Source organism: Pseudomonas oryzicola (assembly GCF_014269185.2).
Lineage (GTDB): Bacteria > Pseudomonadota > Gammaproteobacteria > Pseudomonadales > Pseudomonadaceae > Aquipseudomonas > Aquipseudomonas oryzicola.
In genome coordinates this window covers 549,284-573,237 of the sequence record NZ_JABWRZ020000001.1, presented here as the reverse complement: position 1 = coordinate 573,237, position 23,954 = coordinate 549,284, and the positions used below count along the sequence as shown (strand labels likewise).

18 protein-coding genes are annotated in these 23,954 nt (G+C 61.2%); 10 read left to right on the top strand and 8 right to left on the bottom strand.

Translation table 11 applies throughout. From position 1 onward, the window contains the following. Positions 1-34 precede the first annotated feature (34 nt). Positions 35-439: a YkgJ family cysteine cluster protein gene (locus HU760_RS02635; RefSeq protein ID WP_186672274.1), complete on the top strand. Its 405-nt coding sequence runs from the start codon at positions 35-37 to the stop codon at positions 437-439. Between the two features lie 40 nt (positions 440-479). On the opposite strand, the gene HU760_RS02630 is transcribed toward HU760_RS02635, so the two are convergent. The 3 genes from HU760_RS02630 to thiI form a co-directional block, all read right to left on the bottom strand. Continuing rightward, positions 480-1,904, bottom strand: a complete 1,425-nt coding sequence (locus HU760_RS02630; protein ID WP_186672272.1) for a PhoPQ-activated protein PqaA family protein — start codon at positions 1,902-1,904, stop codon at positions 480-482. Between the two features lie 188 nt (positions 1,905-2,092). Next, positions 2,093-3,913: a translational GTPase TypA gene (typA, locus tag HU760_RS02625; protein ID WP_186672270.1), complete on the bottom strand. Its 1,821-nt coding sequence runs from the start codon at positions 3,911-3,913 to the stop codon at positions 2,093-2,095. A gap of 127 nt (positions 3,914-4,040) precedes the next feature. Then, a complete protein-coding gene (gene thiI, locus HU760_RS02620) occupies positions 4,041-5,495 on the bottom strand; it encodes a tRNA uracil 4-sulfurtransferase ThiI (RefSeq protein WP_186672262.1) in 1,455 nt (484 codons plus the stop codon). 489 nt (positions 5,496-5,984) lie between these two features. On the opposite strand from thiI, the gene glnA reads away from it, so the two are divergent. The 4 genes from glnA to ntrC all read left to right on the top strand — a co-directional run bounded on the left by glnA (position 5,985) and on the right by ntrC (position 11,257). After that, the gene (gene glnA / locus HU760_RS02615; RefSeq protein ID WP_170033280.1) at positions 5,985-7,391 is read left to right on the top strand and encodes a type I glutamate--ammonia ligase; all 1,407 of its coding nucleotides are present in this window, start codon (positions 5,985-5,987) and stop codon (positions 7,389-7,391) included. A 171-nt stretch (positions 7,392-7,562) separates the two neighbouring features. Next, positions 7,563-8,474: a chorismate mutase gene (locus tag HU760_RS24425; protein ID WP_225932794.1), complete on the top strand. Its 912-nt coding sequence runs from the start codon at positions 7,563-7,565 to the stop codon at positions 8,472-8,474. A 264-nt stretch (positions 8,475-8,738) separates the two neighbouring features. Next, entirely contained in the window at positions 8,739-9,824 is a 1,086-nt protein-coding gene (glnL, locus tag HU760_RS02605) for a nitrogen regulation protein NR(II) (RefSeq protein ID WP_186672261.1), read from the top strand. After that, positions 9,821-11,257, top strand: a complete 1,437-nt coding sequence (gene ntrC / locus HU760_RS02600) for a nitrogen regulation protein NR(I) (RefSeq protein WP_186672259.1) — start codon at positions 9,821-9,823, stop codon at positions 11,255-11,257. The genes glnL and ntrC overlap by 4 nt, the downstream gene beginning before the upstream one ends. 378 nt (positions 11,258-11,635) lie before the next feature. Here the strand turns inward: ntrC and HU760_RS02595 are convergent, their stop codons facing one another. After that, positions 11,636-12,073, bottom strand: a complete 438-nt coding sequence (locus HU760_RS02595) for a hypothetical protein (RefSeq protein WP_186672257.1) — start codon at positions 12,071-12,073, stop codon at positions 11,636-11,638. Between HU760_RS02595 and trmL the strand changes: the two genes are divergently transcribed. Continuing rightward, positions 12,072-12,533, top strand: a complete 462-nt coding sequence (gene trmL, locus HU760_RS02590; protein ID WP_186672255.1) for a tRNA (uridine(34)/cytosine(34)/5-carboxymethylaminomethyluridine(34)-2'-O)-methyltransferase TrmL — start codon at positions 12,072-12,074, stop codon at positions 12,531-12,533. The two genes, HU760_RS02595 and trmL, sit on opposite strands and share 2 nt — an antisense overlap. 160 nt (positions 12,534-12,693) lie before the next feature. Here the strand turns inward: trmL and secB are convergent, their stop codons facing one another. From secB to HU760_RS02575, 3 genes are read right to left on the bottom strand one after another with little or no spacing between them, the layout of a single operon-like run. After that, positions 12,694-13,179 (bottom strand): protein-export chaperone SecB, encoded by a 486-nt coding sequence (gene secB, locus HU760_RS02585; protein ID WP_170033292.1) that lies wholly within the window; start codon positions 13,177-13,179, stop codon positions 12,694-12,696. Between the two features lie 39 nt (positions 13,180-13,218). Then, positions 13,219-13,473 carry a glutaredoxin 3 gene (gene grxC, locus HU760_RS02580; RefSeq protein ID WP_003249204.1) on the bottom strand — a complete coding sequence of 85 codons (255 nt, stop codon included), beginning with the start codon at positions 13,471-13,473 and terminating at the stop codon, positions 13,219-13,221. Between the two features lies 1 nt (position 13,474). Beyond that, entirely contained in the window at positions 13,475-13,888 is a 414-nt protein-coding gene (locus tag HU760_RS02575; protein WP_186672247.1) for a rhodanese-like domain-containing protein, read from the bottom strand. 203 nt (positions 13,889-14,091) lie between these two features. Between HU760_RS02575 and gpmI the strand changes: the two genes are divergently transcribed. From gpmI to HU760_RS02555, 4 genes are all read left to right on the top strand, one after another. Next, positions 14,092-15,627 carry a 2,3-bisphosphoglycerate-independent phosphoglycerate mutase gene (gene gpmI, locus HU760_RS02570; RefSeq protein WP_186672245.1) on the top strand — a complete coding sequence of 512 codons (1,536 nt, stop codon included), beginning with the start codon at positions 14,092-14,094 and terminating at the stop codon, positions 15,625-15,627. A gap of 142 nt (positions 15,628-15,769) precedes the next feature. Next, positions 15,770-17,074: a murein hydrolase activator EnvC family protein gene (locus HU760_RS02565; RefSeq protein WP_186672243.1), complete on the top strand. Its 1,305-nt coding sequence runs from the start codon at positions 15,770-15,772 to the stop codon at positions 17,072-17,074. A gap of 78 nt (positions 17,075-17,152) precedes the next feature. Beyond that, a complete protein-coding gene (locus HU760_RS02560; RefSeq protein ID WP_186672241.1) occupies positions 17,153-18,469 on the top strand; it encodes a S41 family peptidase in 1,317 nt (438 codons plus the stop codon). Between the two features lie 8 nt (positions 18,470-18,477). Continuing rightward, positions 18,478-19,266 (top strand): divergent polysaccharide deacetylase family protein, encoded by a 789-nt coding sequence (locus HU760_RS02555; protein WP_186672239.1) that lies wholly within the window; start codon positions 18,478-18,480, stop codon positions 19,264-19,266. Here the strand turns inward: HU760_RS02555 and HU760_RS02550 are convergent. Beyond that, positions 19,250-23,896 carry a dermonecrotic toxin domain-containing protein gene (locus tag HU760_RS02550; RefSeq protein WP_186672237.1) on the bottom strand — a complete coding sequence of 1,549 codons (4,647 nt, stop codon included), beginning with the start codon at positions 23,894-23,896 and terminating at the stop codon, positions 19,250-19,252. The two genes, HU760_RS02555 and HU760_RS02550, sit on opposite strands and share 17 nt — an antisense overlap. Positions 23,897-23,954: the final 58 nt, after the last annotated feature.

Below are 23,954 nucleotides of genomic sequence, written 5' to 3'. Positions count from 1 at the left end.
GCGCGCCCCAAGACCGTGATTCACCCCCATAACGATGAAAACGACCCTGATCGCCGCCGCTGAAGTCGACCGCCTGGAGACTTGGCAGCGCTATGCCAGCCACATGTGTGGCGGCTGCCATTCAACCTGCTGCACCTTGCCGGTGGAGGTGAAGATCAAGGATCTGATCCGTATCGGCGTGGTCGACGAGTTCGAAAAAGACGAACCGCCAAAGAACATCGCCAAGCGCCTGCAAAAGGACGGCATTATCGAACGCTTCAACCAGAAGTCGGGGATCTTCACCCTGACCCGGATGAGCAACGACGACTGCCTGTACCTGGACCGCAAGAGCCGCCTGTGCACCATTTACGACAAGCGCCCGGACACTTGCCGCAACCACCCCAAAGTTGGACCGCGCCCGGGGTATTGTGCCTACAAGCCCAAGGTGGCCACACGCTGATCGCCTGCCTGCTGTACCTGTACGCAGGCAAGCCGGCCTTTCACTTTGCGTCAGCAGGGAAGCTTTTGCAGGTGCCTCCCTGCTGTGCCGGCGGATGGTCGGGAGAGGTCCGTGGCAACACACTCACCGCGCTGGTGGCAATGAAGCCATCCGCGAACCTGGCCTCGACGAATTGTGCCTGCCAGCCCTCTGCCGGTGGCATACGCTGCAGGGTGAAGTGCTGCGCGGGGACGAGCGTCTCGGACTGGTAGCGCACCCCGCAGGCATAGCGGAAGTCGCGGTCGTGACGGTTGTTCGCCGTCCATACCTTCACTGCCACCGGCGGTTCGGAGAAGTCAACGTCCATATACCCCGATTGCATGTTTGCCGACACTTGCACGCTCGGTAAAGGCACGCCGTCGCGCAAACGCGTTAGCGCCGGTACCAAGGTGCTGAGCACGGCCTGGCGCACCCCGCCATGGTCTGAGTTCGGCAACACCCTCAGGCTGGTCTGGCCGGGCAAACGCTGCTGGTAATCGGTCACAGGATCGGGAACGAAGAAATCATCGCCGCTGGCGGAAACAAGGTATTTGGGTATCGCCAGGCGCTGCCCTGGCTCGTTCATGTACTGCATCGGGTCCATCATCGCCATCAACTGCTCGAAAGCGGGGCTACCCAATTGCTGCAGCACGCCGGCTTGCTGGTAGGGCCACAGCGCCAGCGGCCAGTGCCCGCCATAGCGCTTGCGCACCCCCCTCAGCATGTCCGAGGTGTCGGCGATGTCGATGACGCTAGGTACGATGGCCATCACCCGCTCATCGGCCAATGCCGTCAGCCACGCACTCCAGCCGCGCTTGGAGGCTCCCGTGATAATGAAGCGATCGACTGCCAGCCCTTGCTTTCGCAACTCCAGCTCGGCCAGATCCATCGCCCGGCTTGCCGCAGCGGCCATAGGTACATGCAATGGCAGTTCCGGCGCAGCGCCACGCAGCGAATGTGCCCAGATATGGGCCACGGCGTCATCCTCGCGCATCGGCTTTTCGGCGTCATCGAACGTCACGTACTGGTTGGGCACGTCGCTGATCATGACCACCGCGGTACGCGCCTCAAGGGCCAACTCTCGCAACACTTCGCGCGTATAGTCCGGTGCCTGCGCCGGCCCATGGCGCACGCCGTTGTTCACTACCAGCAGAGCCTTGCCCGGCACGGCATCCAGCGGAATATGCAATTCGACATCGTGCTCCCAGCGGCGGGGCGCAACCACCGGAGCGGGCGTCCATGACTGGGAGACCATCTGCAGACGTCGGAATCTGTAGCCAGGCCCGGAAGCCTGTTCGAGCAGTGCATATTCCAAGGGCGCCTGGCGCACATTGCCGATATGGCAATGGACAATTTTCTGCGGATGCAGGCCGCTGCAATCCTGCAGGGCACTGGCATGGAAACTGGCCAGCAGGCAAGGGATAGCCAGTGCAAATCGATACTTCATGAGCATGCTTCCTGGGCGAGAAAGCAATCCACGTTATGTGGCTCTGCTGCGGCTCACAAGGCGCCGACCACTTCGAGAGACGCAACCCACATAGGCTTGAGAGAAGGATTACAAGACCTTCCGGCACATAAACAAAAACGCCCCTGGGCTTGCGACCAGGGGCGTTTCTTTCAGCTCAAGCTAGACGATCAAGCCTTGGCTTTCTTGGCCGCGCGGGTACGCTCGCCTTCGTCCAGGATCTTCTTGCGCAGGCGGATCGACTTCGGCGTGACTTCGCACAGCTCGTCGTCCTGGATGAATTCCAGGGCCTGTTCCAGGGTGTGGCGAACCGGCGGCACCAGGGCGATGACTTCGTCCTTGCCCGAAGCACGCATGTTGTCGAGCTTCTTGCCTTTGGTCGGGTTCACGCCCAGGTCGTTGTCACGGCTGTTCAGGCCGATGATCTGACCGTTGTAGATGTCCTGGCCGTGCTCGATGAACAGCTTGCCACGCGCCTGCAGGGTTTCCAGCGAGTAGGTCAGCGCCTTGCCGGTCTCGATCGATACCAGTACGCCGTTCAGGCGGCCGGACATGTGGCCTGGCTTCATGGTGTCGTAGCGATCGAAGATCGAGGTCAGGATGCCCGCACCGTTGGTCAGGGTCAGGAACTGGTTACGGAAACCGATCAGGCCGCGAGCAGGTACGTTGTACTCCAGACGTACACGGCCCTTGCCATCCGGCGCCATGTTGGTCAGGTCGCCTTTACGCAGGCCCATTTCTTCCATGACCTTGCCCTGCGATTCTTCAGGGATGTCGATGGTGACGTTCTCGTACGGTTCCTGCTTGACGCCGTTCACCTCGCGGATGATCACTTCAGGACGGCCCACAGCCATCTCGAAGCCTTCACGGCGCATGGTTTCGATCAGTACCGACAGGTGCAGCTCACCACGGCCGGAAACCTTGAACTTGTCAGCCGAGTCGCCTTCTTCAACGCGCAGTGCAACGTTGTACAGCAGCTCTTTGTCCAGACGTTCCTTGATGTTACGGCTGGTGACGAACTTGCCTTCCTTGCCGCAGAACGGCGAGTCGTTGACCTGGAAGGTCATCGAAACGGTCGGCTCGTCAACGGTCAGTGGCTTCATCGCCTCGACGTGGTTCATGTCGCACAGGGTGTCGGAGATGAACAGCTCGTCGAAACCGCTGATGCAGACGATGTCGCCAGCCTGAGCTTCTTCAACGTCGACGCGGTGCAGGCCGTGGTGGCCCATCAGCTTGAGGATACGGCCGTTACGCTTCTTGCCTTCGGTGTCGATGGCAACAACCGGGGTGTTCGGCTTGATACGACCACGGGCGATACGGCCAACACCGATAACACCGAGGAAGCTGTTGTAGTCCAGAGCGGAGATCTGCATCTGGAACGGGCCATCGACGTCAACGTTCGGCGCCGGTACGTTGTCGACGATCGACTGGTACAGCGGGGTCATGTCTTCGGCCATGGCGGTGTGGTCCAGACCGGCGATGCCGTTCAGTGCCGAGGCGTAGACAACCTGGAAGTCCAGCTGGTCGTCGGTGGCACCGAGGTTGTCGAACAGGTCGAAGATCTGGTCCAGAACCCAGTCAGGACGCGCGCCTGGGCGGTCAACCTTGTTGATCACGACGATCGGCTTCAGGCCAGCTTCGAAAGCCTTCTTGGTCACGAAGCGGGTTTGCGGCATCGGGCCGTCCTGGGCATCGACCAGCAGCAGCACGGAGTCGACCATCGACATTACACGCTCAACCTCGCCACCGAAGTCGGCGTGGCCGGGGGTGTCGACGATGTTGATGTGGTAGCCGTTCCAGTTGATGGCGGTGTTTTTCGCCAGGATGGTAATGCCGCGCTCTTTTTCCTGGTCGTTGGAGTCCATCACGCGCTCGTCGTTGAGCTCGTTACGCTCCAGGGTGCCGGACTGGCGCAGGAGTTTGTCTACCAGGGTGGTTTTACCATGGTCAACGTGGGCGATGATGGCGATGTTACGCAGATTTTCGATCACAACTGTATCTCGATCAGAGGATTCGGTTGCCGCCAGTGTAGGCGGCGAATATGTACGCTTTGAGGCTCAGCGGGCCCGATGGTCGGGAGGGCGATGGCGGATGCTGCCGCCATACAGCCCTGGCGTCTTATGCCGGACGATAAACACGCACATTGGCATGTCCCTCACTGAGCAGGTGGTGTGCGTGCAGACGGCTCATCACACCTTTGTCGCAATACAGCAAGTACTGGCGATTGGCGTCCAGGTGCTTGAACTTGCTGTTGATGGCATAGAACGGCATGGCCTGGACTTCGATACCGTCCAGCACCAGAGGTTCGTCTTCCTGGGCATCGGGGTGACGAATGTCGATGACGATCTGCCCGGGCAGCGCCTCGGTCACTTCCTCGATTTCGATGTCCTTGCCCAGCTCATCGATCACATGATCGATGGAAATGAACTTGGCCCGCTCCAGGGCGCGCTCCAGCACGGCCATGTCGAACTGCTTCTCTTCATGCTCCATGCGATGACGCTTGGCATGCGTGGTCGGGTTCACCGAGATCACGCCGCAATATTCTGGCATGTGCTTGGCGAAGTCGGCGGTGCCGATCTCGGTGGCCTGGTCGATGATGTCCTGCTTGTGGCTGGCCAGCAGCGGGCGCAGCACCAGTTTGTCGGTGGCCGAGTCGATGATCGACAGGTTCGGCAGGGTCTGGCTGGACACCTGGGAAATCGCCTCGCCGGTCACCAGCGCATCGATCTGCAGGCGGTCTGCCATATGGGCCGCACCACGCAGCATCATGCGTTTGAGCGTTACGCCCATGTAGCTGTTGTCGACCTTGTTGAGGATCTCGCCGACCACTTCTTCGAACGGCACGCTGATGAACAGCACGCGCTGGCTGCTGCCGTACTTCTTCCACAGGTAGTGGGCCACTTCCATTACACCCAACTCGTGGGCACGGCCACCGAGGTTGAAGAAGCAGAAATGGGTCATCAGGCCACGACGCATCATCTGGTAGGCCGCCACGGTGGAATCGAAGCCACCGGACATCAGCACCAGGGTCTGCTCCAGGGCACCCAGCGGGTAGCCGCCGATGCCGTTGTGCTGGCTATGGATCACGTACAGGCGTTGGTCGCGGATTTCGATGCGCACCAGTACATCCGGGCTCTTCAGCTCGATACCGGCGGCGCCGCATTGCTGGCGCAGCTGGCTGCCGACGTAGCGGTCGACGTCCATCGAGGTGAAGTCATGGTGGCCGCCGCGCTTGCAGCGCACGGCGAAGTACTTGCCGGCCAGCAAATGGCCGAAGTGGTGCTTGCACTTGGCAACGATGTCGTCGAAGTCCCCCAGTGGGTACTCCTCTACCTGCAGGAAGTGGGTGATACCCGGTGTGCAGGTGAGGCGCTCGATCATCTCGCGCTGGGCTTTCTCGTCTTCGACGCGGGTGACCACTTCGAGATTGTCCCAGACACCATCGACCACGAGCTCAGGGTCGAGGTCCTTGAGCACGTTGCGGATATTCTTGCCGAGCTGGCGGATGAAGCGCTTGCGCACCGGCCGGCTCTTGATGGTGATTTCTGGGAAGACTTTGACGATAAGTTTCATTGGTTAACAGCGCGCGCAGGGCCTGCCGAAAATGAGGGGCGCGAATTATAGCGGAAATTGCTCAGGATTTGACCAACTTTTGATCAGAAGCTTTCAGATAAATGCACAGGGCGGGTTTTGCGCAGCCTGGTCCGGCCCTTTCGCGGGCAAACCCGCGCCCACAGGGGCCACACAGATTTCGAAGGCTGTGCAGCCCCTGTGGGAGCGAGTCCACCCGCGAAGAGCCCCCAAAGAAAGCACACCACCCAACCAGTGCACACTATTAGTGCACTGCTACCAAAATTCGCATCTTAAGGGTGCATTTTTTCCACCCGACATGCCGGCAGGTGCCCACAAACGCCCCTTTTTATCCCGCGCTCGCCATTTTCGGGCACTGGCATGCAATTTGCTCCCTTGTGAGGCAGGTACGCTTGGCCGACTATCCGCGCCCGGCAACACCCTTTTTCCAGGGCAGCGGCCCACCGCGCCCTAGACCATCCGGAGGACAACATGTCGAAGTCGGTTCAACTCATCAAAGATCATGACGTCAAGTGGATTGATCTGCGTTTCACGGACACCAAAGGCACTCAGCACCACGTGACCATGCCGGCGCGTGATGCGCTGGACGACGACTTCTTCGAAGTCGGCAAGATGTTCGACGGCTCCTCCATCGCTGGCTGGAAAGGCATCGAAGCCTCCGACATGATTCTGATGCCGGTCGACGAAACTGCCGTACTGGACCCGTTCACCGAAGAACCGACCCTGATCCTGACCTGCGACATCGTCGATCCGTCGAGCATGCAGGGCTACGACCGTGACCCACGCGCCATCGCCAAGCGTGCCGAAGAGTACCTGAAGAGCACCGGCATCGGTGACACCGTATTCGCCGGCCCCGAACCAGAGTTCTTCATCTTCGACGAGGTGAAGTTCCAGTCGGACATCTCCGGTTCGATGTTCAAGATCTTCTCCGAGCAAGGCTCGTGGATGACCGGCGCTGACATCGAAGGCGGCAACAAGGGCCACCGTCCAGGCGTGAAAGGCGGCTACTTCCCGGTCCCGCCGTTCGACCACGACCACGAAATCCGTACTGCCATGTGCAACGCACTGGAAGAAATGGGCCAGACCGTCGAAGTCCACCACCACGAAGTGGCGACTGCCGGTCAGAACGAAATCGGCGTCAAGTTCAACACCCTGGTGAAGAAGGCTGACGAAGTACAGGCCCTGAAGTACGTGGTGCACAACGTTGCCGACGCTTACGGCCGCACCGCCACCTTCATGCCGAAGCCACTGTACGGCGACAACGGCTCGGGCATGCACGTGCACATGTCGATCTGGAAAGACGGCAAGAACACCTTCGCCGGTGAAGGCTATGCCGGCCTGTCCGACACCGCCCTGTACTTCATCGGCGGCATCATCAAGCACGGCAAGGCCCTGAACGGCTTCACCAACCCGTCGACCAACTCCTACAAGCGTCTGGTCCCAGGCTTCGAAGCCCCGGTAATGCTGGCCTACTCGGCTCGCAACCGCTCCGCCTCGATCCGTATTCCTTACGTTGGCAGCCCGAAAGCCCGCCGTATCGAAGCACGCTTCCCGGACCCATCGGCCAACCCGTACCTGGCCTTCGCGGCCCTGCTGATGGCCGGCCTGGACGGTATCCAGAACAAGATCCACCCAGGCGATGCGGCCGACAAGAACCTGTACGACCTGCCGCCTGAAGAGGCCAAGGACATTCCGCAGGTTTGCGGCAGCCTGAAGGAGGCCCTGGAAGAGCTGGACAAGGGCCGTGCGTTCCTGACCAAGGGCGGCGTGTTCTCCGACGACTTCATCGATGCCTTCATCGAGCTGAAGAGCGAAGAAGAGATCAAGGTCCGTACCTTCGTACACCCGCTGGAATACGAGCTGTACTACAGCTGCTGATCTGATCGGCGCCTCGCGCTGATGACATGATCACAACGGCCTCCCTCGGGAGGCCGTTTTATTTTCTTCGCTTTAATCGATCTCGCTCCTACAAAGCAAAGGGATGTTACTGACATTTCCCTGTAGCAAGCACTCTCAAGGTAGACGCCCATTCACAACGGACGTCATGCTATGCGCAGATTTCTACCCGCAGTTCTGACCTTATCCGCCCTTCTCGCCGGCTGCAGCAGCCAACCCGGGGCGGTACAGTCGCAAGTGCTTTATCGCGCCACCGGCAGCTGGGACGGCACCCCCTACACCCACTATCCGGATGGCCAGCCCGTGCTATCACTGGTGAAAGTCAGCATTCCACCCCATACCACCCTCGACTGGCACTGCCACCAGGCGCTCAACCTCGGTTATCTGGAAACGGGCGAACTGGAGGTGGAAACCCGCGACGGCAAGCGAACGACATTAACTGCAGGCAACACGCTGGCTGAGCTGGTAGGCGAGGTGCACCGTGGCAGAACGACACGACAATCCGCCACGGTGATGATATTTCACGTCGCGAACGAGGAACTGGCCTTATCCACGCCGCAAGACCAGTGCCCAGGGCGACCGCCGTCAGCCGAGGAGCCGCTGGATACCTTGCTCGATGCTATTGAGCAGCGCCTGGCAAGCGCCGAGTTCGTCGCACTACACAAATGGGACAGAGGTCAGCCCGTGCAGGACGGCAAGCGCGAGCTGCAAATACTCGATGGCGTGCGCAATAACGCTTGGCGCTACCAATTGCCAGCCGAACGGGCAGCGGCTTTCTTCGCCGACCAGATCGAAGCACACAAAATGGTGCAATACAGCTTGCTTAACCGCTGGCACAGTCGAGGCCGAACACCAGATACACCTCGTCGGGATCTCAAGCAGGAGTTACGCCCGGAGCTGGATGCCTTGCAAGCCAAGCTCCTGCAGCATCTGGCCAGCCTGCCAAGCGATAGCGGTTCCGCGTGCAACCAACGGCTGACGATCTCGATCAACGAGCGCGGCTTATCGCCACTGATGAAACAAGCCTTGGTTCGCGCAACGGGTCAACTGTGCGATCCGCACTGAAACTTCTATGCTCCATATTGGTGCATCTAGAGGGCAGAGGCCGCTGGATGCACCCCAAAAAAGGTCACAAGAAACCCTGAATCAGAACCTTCTGGTGCATATTTGCGCAATTTCAGGTCCCTTATCGGCCAATTCCGCTTCTTTTCGGAGCTTTGGTTTGTTTCTTGCATTTCTGCAGGGAGACCGGAACCAGCGGACTCACCGCGCGGCCAATCATGCCCGCCCCACTGCCAGACAAGCGCCAAAAGAGGTCAACGACGCCTTATGACCATCAGCGATGCACAGCACCGTCTGCTTCTGGACAACCTGACCACTGCCACGCTACTGCTCAACTCCGAGCTGTGCCTGGAATACATGAACCCGGCTGCGGAAATGCTGCTGGCTATCAGTGGGCAGCGCAGCCACGGGCAGTTCATCAGCGAGCTGTTCACCGAATCGAGCGAGGCCCTTAGCTCGTTGCGCCAGGCAGTCGAGCAGGCGCACCCGTTCACCAAGCGCGAAGCGCAGCTCACTTCGTTGACCGGGCAGACCATCACCGTCGACTACGCGGTGACGCCGATCCTGCACCTGGGCCAAACCCTGCTGCTGCTCGAAGTGCACCCGCGTGACCGGCTACTGCGCATCACCAAGGAAGAGGCCCAGCTAAGCAAGCAGGAAACCACCAAGATGCTGGTGCGCGGCCTCGCCCACGAAATCAAGAACCCCCTCGGCGGCATCCGCGGCGCAGCCCAGCTGCTGGCGCGCGAATTGCCCGAGGAAGGTCTGCGCGACTACACCAACGTGATCATCGAGGAGGCCGACCGCCTGCGTAACCTGGTCGACCGCATGCTCGGTTCGAACAAGCTGCCGTCACTGGCCATGACCAACATTCACGAAGTACTGGAACGAGTCTGCAGCCTGGTCGAAGCCGAAAGCCAGGGCTGCATCGCCTTGGTGCGCGATTACGACCCCAGCCTGCCGGACGTGCTGATCGACCGCGAGCAGATGATCCAGGCCGTGCTCAACATCGTGCGCAACGCCATGCAGGCCATCAGTTCGCAGAACGAGCTGCGCCTGGGCCGCATCACCCTGCGCAGCCGAGCCCTGCGCCAGTTCACCATCGGCCACGTGCGCCATCGCCTGGTGGCACGCGTGGAAATTATCGACAACGGTCCCGGCATACCGCCGGAACTGCAGGAAACCCTCTTCTATCCCATGGTCAGTGGCCGCCCGGACGGGACCGGGCTGGGCCTGGCCATTACCCAGAACATCATCAGCCAGCACCAAGGCCTGATCGAATGTGAAAGCCATGCAGGCCACACCGCCTTTTCGATCTACCTGCCGCTGGAACAAGGAGCCACCGCCTCATGAGCCGAAGTGAAACCGTATGGATCGTCGACGATGATCGCTCCATCCGCTGGGTCCTGGAAAAAGCCCTGCAACAGGAAGGCATGACCACCCAGAGCTTCGACAGCGCTGACGGCGTAATGGGCCGCCTGGCACGCCAGCAACCGGACGTGATCATTTCCGACATCCGCATGCCCGGCACCAGCGGCCTTGACCTGCTGGCACAGATCCGCGAACAGCATCCGCGCCTGCCAGTCATCATCATGACCGCCCATTCCGACCTGGACAGCGCCGTGGCGTCCTACCAGGGCGGCGCCTTCGAGTACCTGCCCAAGCCATTCGATGTGGATGAGGCGGTCTCGCTGGTCAAGCGCGCCAATCAGCACGCGCAGGAACAACAAGGGCTGGACGTGCCGCAGAACCTGGCGCGCACTCCGGAGATCATCGGTGAGGCACCGGCGATGCAGGAGGTATTTCGCGCCATCGGCCGCCTTAGCCACTCCAACATCACCGTGCTGATCAACGGCGAATCCGGTACCGGCAAGGAGCTGGTGGCGCATGCCTTGCACCGCCACAGCCCACGCGCGGCTTCACCGTTCATTGCCCTGAACATGGCTGCCATTCCCAAGGACCTGATGGAATCGGAACTGTTCGGCCATGAGAAAGGGGCGTTCACCGGTGCGGCCAACCTGCGCCGGGGCCGCTTCGAGCAGGCCGATGGCGGCACGCTGTTCCTCGACGAGATCGGCGACATGCCCGCCGACACCCAAACCCGCCTGTTGCGGGTACTGGCCGATGGCGAGTTCTATCGCGTGGGCGGCCATGTGCCGGTCAAGGTCGACGTGCGCATCATCGCCGCCACCCACCAGAACCTGGAGTCGCTGGTACAGGCCGGCAAGTTCCGTGAGGACTTGTTCCACCGCCTGAACGTGATCCGCATCCACATCCCACGGCTGGCCGATCGGCGCGAAGACATCCCTGCCCTGGCCCGGCACTTCCTTGCCCGTGCCGCCCAGGAACTGGCGGTCGAACCGAAGATCCTGAAGCCGGAAACCGAGGAGTTCATCCGCAACCTGCCGTGGCCAGGCAACGTACGCCAGATGGAGAACACGTGCCGCTGGATCACGGTGATGGCCTCCAGCCGCGAAGTGCTGATCGGCGACCTGCCGCCCGAGCTACTGAACCTGCCGCAGGACGCTGCACCGGTCACCAACTGGGAGCAGGCGCTGCGCCAGTGGGCCGACCAGGCGCTGAGCCGCGGCCAGACCAGCCTGCTGGACAGCGCAGTGCCGAGCTTCGAGCGGATCATGATCGAGACGGCGCTCAAGCACACCGCTGGCCGTCGGCGCGATGCGGCGCTGTTGCTGGGTTGGGGGCGCAATACCCTGACGCGCAAGATCAAGGAGCTGGGGATGAATGTGGCGGGTGGGGATGATGAGGAAGGTGATGACCATTAATCCTTGACTGGCTGCACCGACGCATTCGCGGGTAAACCCGCTCCCACAAGTACAGCGCCAGCCTCAAGGTCGGCGCCGTACTTGTGGGAGCGGGTTTACCCGCGAATGCGTTTGTAGAACCAGAGCAGATATCGGCTCCATGCACCGTTCCTGTGCCCGATGCACCTCACGAAGGCACAAATCCCCTCAAAAAACGGCTAATTCACCCTTAAAGCCCAATATTCACGGGCTTTGCAAAACTGGCACGCCCCCTGCAATAGCCAATACATACCCAGTTTCGGGGGCCCTGGTACAGGCAGGCCGGGTGAACCCCTCTTTTATTCGCAACACCGCCCGTTTTGGGGACCTCGGTACAGGCAGGCCGGGAAATCCCCTCTTTTATTCGTGCAGCTTCACCTGCACCCGCCAGCGCCCAGCGTCCTCTGCACCGGCCCATTCGCCGTGCAGAGGGCGCGCGGCGACCACCGTCAGCAGCAAGCCTTCCTTGCTCCTCTGCACTTTCCAGCTCACCGGTTTGCCTTGCAGGCTCAACTGCCCCTGCTGGCCCTTGCCCTGAGCCTGGAACAGCAACGCCACCGTGCCTTCCACATTCTCACCATGCAGCTGGGGCTCGGCGTTGAACCACAGATCCAGGCCATCCTGCACCACCTGCACTTGCTGCAGTTCACGTTCCTCGGGCGTGGTCAGGCGCCCGATCATCAGCCCCACCATCAAGCCGACAATCGCCAGGGATAGCATCACCCGCGGGAACGCCTTCGAACGCACGTCCGGTTCAGGGGTAGAATGCCCGTCATCTTCACGCTTGGAGCCGTGCATGTTTCACGTCATCCTTTTTCAACCCGAAATTCCGCCGAATACCGGCAACATCATTCGCCTGTGCGCCAACAGCGGCTGCGACCTGCACCTGATCGAACCCATCAGCTTCGAACTGGATGACAAGCGCCTGCGACGCGCGGGGCTGGATTACCACGAGTATGCCACGCTCAAGCGCCACGAGAGCCTGGCCGGATGCCTGGAGAGCCTCGGTAACCCACGGTTGTTCGCGTTCACCACCAAGGGCTCGCGGCCGTTCCACGAAGTGGCCTACCAGCCGGGCGATGCCTTCCTGTTCGGCCCCGAGAGCCGTGGCTTGCCGACCGAAGTGCTGGACAGCCTGCCGGCCGAACAGCGCCTGCGCCTGCCGATGCGGCCAGGGTGCCGTAGCCTGAACCTGTCCAATACCGTGGCAGTGACGGTGTATGAGGCGTGGCGGCAGAATGGGTTTGCCGGGAGCTGAGCTATAGCCTGTGCCGGCCTCTTCGCGGGTAAACCCGCTCCCACAGTAACCAAGCCAACCTCAAGGGCAGCGCTGTACCTGTGGGAGCGGGTTTACCCGCGAAGGGGCGGCACAGGCAACAAAAAAGCGCCCCGAAAGGCGCTTTTTCAATACAGCAAGCTTACTGCATGGTCGGCGCTTCGCCGGCTTCCTGCATGCGCTGCATTTCCTGCGCGTACAGTGCGTCGAAGTTGACCGGCGACAGCATCAGGGCCGGGAACGAACCGCGGGTCACCAGGCTGTCCAGCGTCTCACGGGCATACGGGAACAAGATGTTCGGGCAGAACGCGCCCAGGGTGTGGCTCATCGAAGCCGCATCCAGGTTCTTGATCAGGAAGATACCAGCCTGCTGCACCTCAGCGATGAATGCGACCTCTTCACCGTTTTTCACGGTAACCGACAGGGTCAGCACCACCTCGTGGAAGTCACCTTCCAGGGCCTTCTGCTTGGTGTTCAGGTCCAGAGCTACGCTCGGTTCCCAGGACTGGCGGAAGATCTGCGGGCTTTTCGGAGCCTCGAACGACAGATCGCGCACATAAATGCGCTGCATGGAGAACTGAGGGCTGTTGTCTTCTGCAGCAGCGCCGTTGGTCTGTTGGTCAGTCATGGCAGGTCCTTATCCTAATGTTTTCGAATGCAGTGCAAATCAGGCCGCCAGCAGCGCGTCGAGCTTGCCGGCGCGCTCCAGGGCATAGAGGTCATCGCATCCACCGACATGGGTGCTGCCGATCCAGATCTGCGGCACCGATGTACGGCCAGCCTTCTGGCTCATCTCGGCACGAACCTGTGGCTTGCCGTCGACCTTGATTTCCTCGAAGGCCACGCCCTTGCTCTCGAGCAGGTACTTGGCGCGCATGCAGTAGGGGCAGTAGTCGCTGGAATAGACGATGACGGGCTTCATATCACTTCACCAAGGGCAGGTTATCGGCTTTCCAGCTGGAAACGCCACCGCTCAGCTTGGCGGCGTTGTAACCAGCTTTGAGCAGCTCGCTGCAGATAGCACCCGACTGTTGGCCCATTGCGTCGACGACGATCAGGGTCTTCGCCTTGTGCTTTTCCAGCTCGCTCAGACGGTTGACCACTTTGTCCTGCGGAATGTTGATTGCGCCGACGATATGGCCTGCGGCGTATTCCTTGGACGGGCGGATGTCGAGGACCAGGCCCTTGTCAGCATTGACCAGAGCGGTCAGCTGGCCATTGCTCAAGCTCTGGCCGCCACGACGGATTTCATTGAGCAGCAGCAGGACCAGCAGAACAACGAAGATCGCAACCAGGATGTAGTGATCTGTCGCGAATTGAATCAGGTGAGCAACCATCAGCGGTGTTCCAGGCGATTGAAAATGTCGGCCAGTATACACAGCCCCTTATTACCACCAAAGCCCGACGGGCCGGCGGCAAAGCCACCTTCATCTTGCCAACCCCTGCGCGCCGGTCGGGGGATGGGACGAATATTCGCCGCGGGTGGCGTATTTGCCCTAAAATGCGTGTCTTTATCATCTTTGAACAACCGTGAGTTTGATTGATGAGTACGCCCAAACCCCTGGTCCTGATCATCCTGGATGGCTTCGGCCACAGCGAAAGCCCCGAATACAATGCCATCTACGCCGCCAACACACCGGTCTATGACCGCCTGCGTGCCAGCCAGCCGCATGGCCTCATTTCCGGCTCGGGCATGGATGTCGGCCTGCCGGACGGGCAGATGGGCAACTCCGAGGTCGGTCACATGAACCTCGGCGCCGGGCGCGTCGTCTACCAGGACTTCACCCGGGTAACCAAGGCCATCCGCGACGGCGAGTTCTTCGAAAACCCGGTGCTGACCGCTGCGGTGGACAAGGCAGCCAGTGCCGGCAAGGCCGTGCACATTCTCGGCCTGCTGTCCGACGGCGGCGTGCACAGCCACCAGGACCACCTGGTTGCCATGGCCGAACTGGCTGCGCAACGGGGCGCCGAGAAGATCTACCTGCACGCCTTCCTCGACGGCCGCGACACACCACCACGCAGCGCGCAATCGTCCATCGAACTGCTCGATACGACATTCGCCAGGCTGGGCAAGGGCCGCATCGCCAGCCTCATTGGCCGTTACTACGCCATGGACCGCGACAACCGCTGGGACCGCGTCAGCGCCGCCTACAACCTGATCGTCGACAGCGCTGCCGAATACACCGCCGACACCGCCCTGGCAGGCCTGGAAGCTGCCTACGCCCGTGACGAGAGCGACGAGTTCGTCAAGGCCACGCGCATCGGCGCTGCGGTCAAGGTCGAAGATGGCGACGCCGTGGTGTTCATGAACTTCCGCGCCGACCGTGCCCGCGAGCTGTCGCGCGTGTTCGTCGAAGCCGACTTCAACGAATTCCCGCGCGCCCGCCTGCCCAAGCTGGCAGCCTACATCGGCCTCACCCAGTACTCGGCGAAGATCCCGGCACCTGCCGCCTTTGCCCCGGCCAGCCTGAACAATGTGCTGGGCGAGTACCTGGCGAAAAACGGCAAGACCCAGCTGCGCATCGCCGAAACCGAGAAGTACGCGCACGTGACCTTCTTCTTCTCCGGTGGCCGCGAAGAGCCGTTCGAAGGCGAAGAACGCATCCTGATTCCGTCGCCGAAGGTCGCCACCTACGACCTGCAGCCGGAAATGAGCGCGCCGGAGGTGACCGATCGCATCGTCGAAGCCATCGAGCAGCAACGCTATGACGTGATCGTGGTCAACTATGCCAACGGCGACATGGTCGGCCACACGGGCGTATTCGAGGCGGCAGTGAAGGCTGTCGAGGCCCTGGATGGCTGCGTCGGTCGCATCGTCGACGCGCTGGACAAGGTAGGTGGCGAAGCGCTGATCACCGCCGACCACGGCAACGTCGAGCAGATGGAAGACGAAAGCACCGGCCAGGCACACACCGCGCACACCACCGAGCCGGTGCCGTTCATCTATGTTGGCAAGCGCAAGCTGAAGGTGCGTGATGGCGGCGTGCTGGCCGACGTGGCGCCGACCATGCTGAAGCTGCTGGGGATGGAGAAGCCGGTGGAAATGACCGGCTCTTCGATCCTGGTCGACGCCTGACCCTGTGCAGGGGGGCTGCGCAGCAGCCCTCTTTCCACATGAATTCCAGACAAACGCCCCCCTGCACCCGCAGCGAGGCGTTTTTTTTGCACGCCCACGCGGGCATACTAGGCCAGTCTCCATCCTTGGTACGCCAAACCCCATGCTTCGCGCCCTGATCCTCCTAGCCCTGTCTTGCCTGCTCAGTCCGGCCTTTGCCGATGAGCGTGCGCAGACCCAGCAGCAACTGGACGCCACCCGCCAGGATATTGCCGAGCTCAAGAAGACGCTGAGCAAGCTCCAGGAAGAAAAGGCCGGTGTGCAGAAGGACCTCAAAGCCACCGAGACCGATATCGGCAAGCTCGAAAAGCAGGTGGAGGCTCTGCAGCAAGAACTAAAAAAGACCGAGGGCGAGCTGGAGCGCCTTGATACCGAGAAAAAAAAACTCCAGAGCGCCCGCGTTGAACAACAACGACTGATTGCCATCCAGGCCCGTTCGGCTTACCAGAATGGCCGCGAGGAATACCTCAAGCTGCTGCTCAACCAGCAGAATCCCGAAAAATTTGCCCGCACCCTCACCTACTACGACTACCTGAGCAAGGCGCGCCTGGAACAACTGCGCACCTTCAACGAGACCCTGCGCCAGCTGGCCAACGTGGAGAAGGACATTGCCACCCAGCAGGAACAGCTGCTGGCCCAGCGTGCCGACCTCGACAGCCGCCGCCAGGCCCTCGAAGCCGAGCGTGGCAAACGCCAGCAGGTACTGGCCAAGCTCAACAGCGACATGAAGGACCGCGACCAGAAGCTGCAGTCGCGCGAGCAGGACCAGGCCGACCTGGCCAAAGTACTCAGGACCATCGAGGAAACCCTCGCCCGCCAGGCCCGCGAGGCCGAAGAGGCGCGCCAGAAAGCCTTGCTGGCCCAGCAAGAGGCGGAAAAACGCCGCCAGCAAGAGGCCCTGGCTGCGGCCGCCGCCCGCGAGCAACACAGCGAACCCGCAGAGCCACCGAAAAAGGCCCGTACCACCCTGGGCCCGATGGTTTCCAGCGACGGCGCGAGCTATGGTGGCGCATTTTCTGCCGCGCGCGGAAAACTTCCCTGGCCAGTCAATGGTCGATTACTGGCACGCTTCGGTGATGCCCGCGGCAGCGATGCCCGTGCCAAGTGGGATGGAGTAATGATCAGCGCCAGCCCGGGCACTCAGGTACGTGCCGTGCACGGCGGGCGTGTGGTGTTCGCCGACTGGTTGCGCGGTGCCGGCCTTCTGGTCATCCTCGACCATGGCAACGGTTACCTGAGCCTGTACGGTCATAACCAGAGCCTGCTCAAAAGCGCCGGTGATATCGTCAAGGCCGGCGAAGCCATTTCCACCGTTGGCGACAGCGGCGGCCAGGATGCTGCCGGCTTGTATTTCGCCATTCGCCAGCAGGGCCGGCCTACCGACCCTTCGCAATGGTGCCGGGGCTAGTCAAATTTCTACGGCGTAGCCCAAGGGCCACGCCGATGCTCCCCAGGGAGCGCTTACAGGATCAGGAGTTCGTTCGACATGCTGCACTCGCCTCGTCTCACCCAGCTGGCCCTGTCCATCGCCCTGGCGGTGGGCGCGCCCCTGGCTACTGCCGCAGAGCCGGCCAAACCGGCTGCAGTACCGGCCACCGAGGTGACCGCCAAGGCCCCCCTGCCACTTGAGGAGCTGCGCACCTTCGCCGAGGTCATGGACCGCATCAAGGCGGCCTACGTGGAGCCGGTGGACGACAAGACCCTGCTGGAAAACGCCATCAAGGGCATGCTCAGCAACCTCGACCCGCACTCGGCCTACCTCGGCCCCGAGGACTTCCAGGAGCTGCAGGAAAGCACCAGCGGAGAGTTTGGCGGGCTGGGTATCGAAGTCGGCCAGGAGGACGGTTTCATCAAGGTAGTCTCGCCAATCGATGACACCCCGGCCTCGCGTGCCGGCGTGCAGGCGGGCGACCTGATCGTCAAGATCAACGGTGCCCCGACCCGTGGCCAGACCATGACCGAAGCGGTCGACAAGATGCGCGGCAAAGTCGGTGAAAAAATCACCCTGACCTTGGTGCGCGACGGCGGCACCCCCTTCGATGTAACCCTTGCCCGTGCTGTCATCCAGGTCAAGAGCGTGAAGAGCCAGCTGCTGGAAAACGACTACGGCTACATTCGCATCACCCAGTTCCAGGTCAAGACTGGCGACGAAGTGGGCAAGGCCCTGGCCAAGCTGCGCAAGGACAATGGCAAGAAGCTGCGCGGTGTGGTGCTGGACCTGCGCAACAACCCGGGCGGCGTGCTGCAGTCGGCAGTGGAAGTGGCCGACCACTTCCTGACCAAGGGCCTGATCGTCTACACCAAAGGCCGCATCGCCAACTCCGAGCTGCGCTTCTCGGCCGACCCGGCCGACGCCAGCGAAGGCGTGCCACTGGTGGTGCTGATCAACGGCGGCAGCGCCTCGGCCTCGGAAATCGTCGCCGGCGCCCTGCAGGACCAGAAACGCGCCGTGCTGATGGGTACCGACAGCTTCGGCAAAGGCTCGGTGCAGACTGTACTGCCGCTGGCCAACGATCGCGCCCTGAAGCTGACCACTGCGCTGTATTTCACCCCCAATGGCCGCTCGATCCAGGCCCAGGGCATCGTCCCCGATATCGAAGTTCGCCCGGCCAAGCTCACTGCCGAAGCCGACATCGACAACTTCAAGGAAGCCGACCTGCAGGGCCACCTGGGCAACGGCAACGGCGGCGCCGACCGCCCGACCGGCAGCGGCAAGCGCAAGGAACGCCCACAGGATGACGACTTCCAGCTGAGCCAGGCCCTGAGCCTGCTCAAGGGCCTGAACATCACCAAGGGCGACTGACCCACCCCATGCGTTATCTGCTGTGTCTGTTGTTCTGCCTGTTGGCCGGAGTCGCGCACGCGGCGCCGGCCAACAAGGCCTACATGAGCATCATCATCGACGACCTGGGCCAGAACCCCGAACGCGACAGCCGCGCCCTGGCGCTGCCCGGGCCGGTGACCATGGCGATCATGCCTGATACCCCACATGCCACCGACTTCGCCCGCCAGGCACACAAGGCCGGCAAGACGGTCATCCTGCACCTGCCCATGGACCCGGCCGACGGCCCCTATGCCTGGCACCCTGGCGTCCCTGTCGAAGAGCTGGCGCGGCGCCTGGACAGCGCCTTGCTCAAGGTGCCCTACGCCGTCGGCATCAACAACCACATGGGCAGCCGCATGACGGCCCAGCGTGAACCCATGGCCTGGCTGATGGGTGAACTGCAGCGGCGCCATCTGTTCTTCGTCGACAGCCGTACCAGTGCCGCCACGGTGGCCGCGTTCCAGGCTCAGGCCCAGGGCCTGGCACAGGTATCCCGCGATGTCTTCCTGGATAATGTACGCACGACCGAAGCCATCGGCAGCGAATTGCAGCTCGGGGTCGAACTTGCCCGGAAACAAGGCTCAGCCATCCTGATCGGCCACCCTTATCCGCAAACCCTCGAAGTACTCGAACGTGAACTGCCCCGGCTTAAGCGCCAGGGCGTAGAGCTGATCGGCCTGGAACAGATGATTGCCGAGCGGGGCAATCAGACGATGCCCGCGCATGCCAGGCATCACCCCACCGCCCCCACAGGCCAGATCACCGGAAAGGAATGATTCCCCGGGCCTGGGCCAGCGTGAGTTTTCCCCTGTGCACCCGCTGCCCCGCGGCTGCAGCGGCCAGGCTACTCAAACTACGCTGCTCCCAGGTCTTGAGATGACCCCGCGTGAATTCATCCGGGTTAGCGTCCGGCGAGGGCAAATGGAAGTGTGCAGCCCAGAGGTTCTGCTTGCTCGGTAGAAGCCGGATCCGGTATTCGTCAAAAGCGCTGCGATCCCGCATGGTGCGCCGTTCCACATATTCGACCTGTATCAGCCTCTTTTTGTGGAGATATTGCAAACCTTCGGCCGACGGATACTTGGTGCGGGTAAGGAGCGTGGTCAACTGCGATGTTTTCTCCTCCTCCAACTTGCCCAGATCCAACTCCAGCGACCTGATCAGTTCGTCGTCTCCTCCGGCAGTACGCACCACAACGAGCGCCTGCGTCAGCTTTTGCAGATGCTGGTCGAACAACTGCTTGAGCAACATCCATTTGATGTCATTCTTCACAAAGTCCTTGGCTTGCTCCTTTACTGCATCGCTCTCTTTCTGTAGCGCCTTTACCCACATGGACAGGTCTGTAGGAGGTGCTTCGTCCGTCAATGACGGGCGCTTGCTTTCACGCTGTCGCCATTCCCCATCCACCAGATCGAAAGTTGCCAGCACTTCTTCACTGAAGGTCTCGCGCACTTCCACTATCTGGCTTTCGCCTACGGTCTTTTCCACCCCGATCATCAACTGCCCGGCCAGGTTGCGCACCACGCGCTGCTCTTCCGTAGACACTTTGTAGGGCGTGCGCTTTGGCGCGACCTTTCCACCCTCCTGCTCCAGAATCGCGGCTACCAGCCGCTGCCCTGCATCTTCCTTCAGTTGCTCCAAATGATTGCGATACCGCTCGAGCATCGCAGGTTCGATCAGGTCGCCACCTTCACGGAGAATGCGGGCGCTGTTGAGTAGCGCGGCGGAGTACTCATCCCATGCCTCTTGCAGGATCACGATGCGGTCATCTGCCGACAGATTGGCGAAGTCAAGCTCGCCATGAGTTTCTGCGGCATTGCGCAAGGCCACGGTGACCAGTTCGTCCCGGTAGCGGGCGACTGTCTGCGGGTCGCCGGGAGCATCGGGATGCAGGGACAGGTCAGCCAGGTTCTGCACTTGATGGAAGCGCATCTGCACGGTCGAGAAGGTTCTTTCATCGATCAGATGCCCAACTGTGCGATGGCCGCCATCGGAGTTGGTAGGTATGACGCGGTCCACTGGCGTCTCGGCGAGCAAATTGTCCAGGTGTACTCGTACGGCGAGCATGCGGTCCTGATAATCCGCCACACTCTCCAGCTTGATACGAAACGCAGCATATTGCTCGCCGATTTCAGCCAATGGCTTCCCATCGATAGCCCGTTGCAGCTCGGCAAGTTGCGAGTAGTCCGTCAGGTTCCAGAGCTCGTTGTAAACGAACACGCAGTCGCGAATCAGCTCTGTGCGAACAGTTTCTTCATAAGCAACTACAGTCTCGTCCATCCCTTTTTCTTGGCGTTGTGTGGTGTATTTGGGTTCTGCCATCGTGATCAAAAGCTTTAGCTGTTCGTCTTCCTTGCCGATGACGTCTTCAACCAGCGAAACGATTTGCTCACGCTGCCGGGCGATACTTTCCCGCCTTTCCAATGCTCGTTGTTCATACTGCGCGGTCAGTGACCTGAGTGCTGTCGTATCGGTACCTGCCGGGGCAGAATCCACATCCCCCTGGGCCTTTACCTTCAATGCGTCTATCTGGGCCAGGCTCTTTTGCAAAGCCAGCATCTGCTGGGTGACCGTGTAGGCCGTTGACTTCAACTTCGGAATTTCCTCATCCAGCTGGCCGACGCGATCTTTCAGTCTCTTGAATCGGCCTGATATTGAGGTCGAGGGGCTGGGCGCTCCTGCTGCAAGGCGCAGTTTCGTGTCCACCCGCCAAGCCCCGTCGACAAGTGTCAGCCAGGGACCGTAACCACCTTTCGCATCGACCACCCGAACGCCATCAGCCATCAACTTCACGCTATAAAGGTCACCAGCCATGGCTGCGTAGTGGTTCCCATCGACCTGGTACAAGCCTTCACCGTCACCCGCTGCCAAGGGGCTCAGCCCATTGACCGAGACGCCGGAGCGCATGGCTTGCAACTTCTTCCGCTGTTCTGCGGGCAGCCAGTTGAACCCATGCTGGCCGCGCCAGGAAAAATCCAGCACCTGGCTGCCCAGCTCTCCCAGTTTGCCTTCCGGCTCTTCGCGCGCCTCGAGAGCAAGTTCGGTAAACGCGCCGCTTTGCCGGTCAGGCCCTTCGAACAGTGAAACCTCCGGCAGCAACCTTGTGGGCATTGCCTCCAGCGTCGGTTGATGAGCATGCAGCAGCGTCATTCCAAGGTTGAGCAACAAGTCGGCCACTGCAGCTGACCGGTCGAACTCACCGCCCTGCTCCAACGCGGTCAGGTCGTGCTGCAGCGAAGCCAGAGTCTGTACCAACCAGGCCACTGAAGCGACCGGACCAGGTATCGCCTGGGTCACCACATCGAACAACAGCCAGGCACCTTCGCACAGCAGCTGCCAGCGGCTCTCGGCGTTAGATACCGATTCAAGGCCTGCCAGCTCGACCAGCAGGTCTCGGTTGGCCTGGTAGATTTTCTCGTCAACCTTGGTCAGCCACAGCTTCAGGTCGAGCATCGCAGGCTTCGGCCGGTCCGGCAACGCATAAGGGTCGCTACCAATGCTCACAATGTGTGGCTCGCTGAAGCCACCCTCTGCATATACGTCGCGCGCGGCCGGATCGATCCAGTCAAGAATGCTCTCTTGCAATAGAGTCGACTCGCGGATGTGTGCAAGCAGTACCTCAAGGCTTGCGTACTCGCGAACCGTGTCCTGTCGATACAGCGGGCGGTACAGCAGAACCTTTGCCGGCTCGGCGCAGAACAGCAAGTACATGCCGCGCACAGTGTCTTTCTTGCGCGAACGGCGGCTGCGTCTGAAAGCCAAGGGGATAAGTGACATGCGCGGCACCAGGGGGTCCTGATGCCCTGCGCAAAAATCGACCACGCATTGTAGCCCCACCTCGGAGACTTTAGCGTCGAGCCTGGCCGAAATGGCGCTGGAAAGAAACGCGCTTCGCCATTCCCTACCCAAAAGCTCGACGCGCTCGGCACGCCTGGCCTGATCATCCAACTGTCCGGCAACATAGGCCGGGTAGCGGCCACCAATGTCTACCTGGGTGACCAGTCGCTGCGCTGCATCGGCATTCAGCCACTTCGGAAGCTGGATGCTCTTCTGATGGCGGACCTGCTTGATGTACGCGCCCTTGAGCGAAGCAAGGTTACCAATGGCGAATTCGGTAAGCGACTTGGTGCCCACGAACGCCAGTGGCTCGCCACCGCCGGCTCCAGTCGCAGCGCCACCAGGCACACCCCGGGCGATGTACAGGTCAAGAAGCACCTGATCTGGAGAAATTTCATCCCCGTGCTCGCTTTTTATCTGCTCGGTCAGTTGCTGCGCGGTATACGCCGTCAATGACTGGATGCCGTCCAGCACCGCAACACCGCCGGCATCCAGTTGGTCGAGGGCGAGTTGCAACAACGCGGCGCGACAGGCAAAGCTGTCCTGCGGGGCGCTGGCCCTGAGCCCCGGCGGGGCTACGGTGGCTGGCGTGTCGTCTTCGTAGCGCACGAACCAGGCCGCCGGGTCGCTCAGCTCGGCAAAACGTTGCTCCAGCGAAGCCACATCCGCCAAGCCACTGAAGCGCATCTGGTCGAAAGCCAGGAACATGGACTCAAGCAACAGCGAAACCTGTTGGGCAAAGACGTTGCCCTCGACCGGCTGACGCGTCCACGACAGGCTTTGGAAGCTGTAGTGCCGCGCCAGTTCGTTGCGCAGCGCGTTACCGAAATCGATCAACGAAGCGAAGCTGCGCGTGATACCGGACGGGGCGCACCAGAGCACCACTTGCCGCTCATCGTAATTGCCAGTGACCAGCAGGTGACTGAGCAGCTGATCGTATTGCATCGCCCCACAGGTCAGGCTGGCTTTGACGAAATAGACCGAGGGCTGGGCAGCGCCACCGCGGATCAACCCGCGGATGCAGGCCTGCTCCTGAACATCCAGCCCTTGCAGTGGCAGGCCGCGCAAAAGCGTAGTCTTGAGCAGTAATTGCAGCCACTGGTCACGGCTCACTCCCGCACTGCCCTTGTCACTCCAGTACTTGAGCTGTGCCTCGCAGAACAGCCGTGGCAACCGTTGCACCAGTTCGTCGAGTGCATCGGACAGGCCGCTCAGTTGACGGGTGTCGAACGCGCTGTTCGAACCTGCAAAACGGTATGAGGAAGTGAGCCCAAGATTGTGATGCCGCTTACCGACAGGCTCGATGTCCAGCGGCTGCGCTTCGAGCAGCGCCTGGAGCACGCGGTCGACCAGCGGTTGCGTGCTCCAGTAGGGCGTGTCGGGATCGGGACTATCCAGCATCAGAGGGTCGGCGTTGGACAGCGCCGGCTTCACAAAGGCAAGCCAGGGCAGCTTCTCCAGCAGCACGGTCCACAGCTGCTCGCTGGTCACCTGCCGCAATGTCGGCCGATCACTGAACTGACTGGCTGCAGCGTACTGAAAATCGAATGTGGGAATAACGGAACGTTTCATGAAGCATGCCTCCGGAAGAAAACCGGCAGGCTGAAGCAAACTAGCCCGATACCCGGGC